The organism is Streptomyces sp. NRRL WC-3626 (genome assembly GCF_000718785.1).
GTDB lineage: Bacteria > Actinomycetota > Actinomycetes > Streptomycetales > Streptomycetaceae > Streptomyces > Streptomyces edwardsiae.
This window is the reverse complement of sequence record NZ_JOCA01000075.1, coordinates 1-280: the sequence shown is the minus strand read 5'-3', so window position 1 is coordinate 280 and position 280 is coordinate 1. Positions and strand designations below refer to the sequence as shown.

Here is a 280-nt window from a genome sequence, read left to right as displayed (position 1 = left end):
GTGGTCGGCGGCCTGGCGCAGGACCTCGGTGAGGTGTTTGCGGTCGGAGTCGACGGTGCGGGCGACGAAGGAGGCTTCGGCGCCGATGGCGAGGGAGACCGGGTTGAAGGGGGCGTCGAGGGAGCCCATCGGCGTGGATTTGGTGATCTTGCCGACCTCGGAGGTGGGGGAGTACTGGCCCTTGGTGAGGCCGTAGATGCGGTTGTTGAAGAGGAGGATCTTGAGGTTGACGTTGCGGCGCAGGGCGTGGATGAGGTGGTTGCCGCCGATGGAGAGGGCG

The 280-nt window shown here is 66.8% G+C and carries 1 protein-coding gene; it reads right to left on the bottom strand.

Annotated features, from left to right (window positions below; all coding sequences use genetic code 11):
* Positions 1-280 (bottom strand): thiamine pyrophosphate-dependent enzyme (locus tag IF28_RS0135880; RefSeq protein WP_030229657.1); only part of this gene is annotated, 280 nt, incomplete at both ends.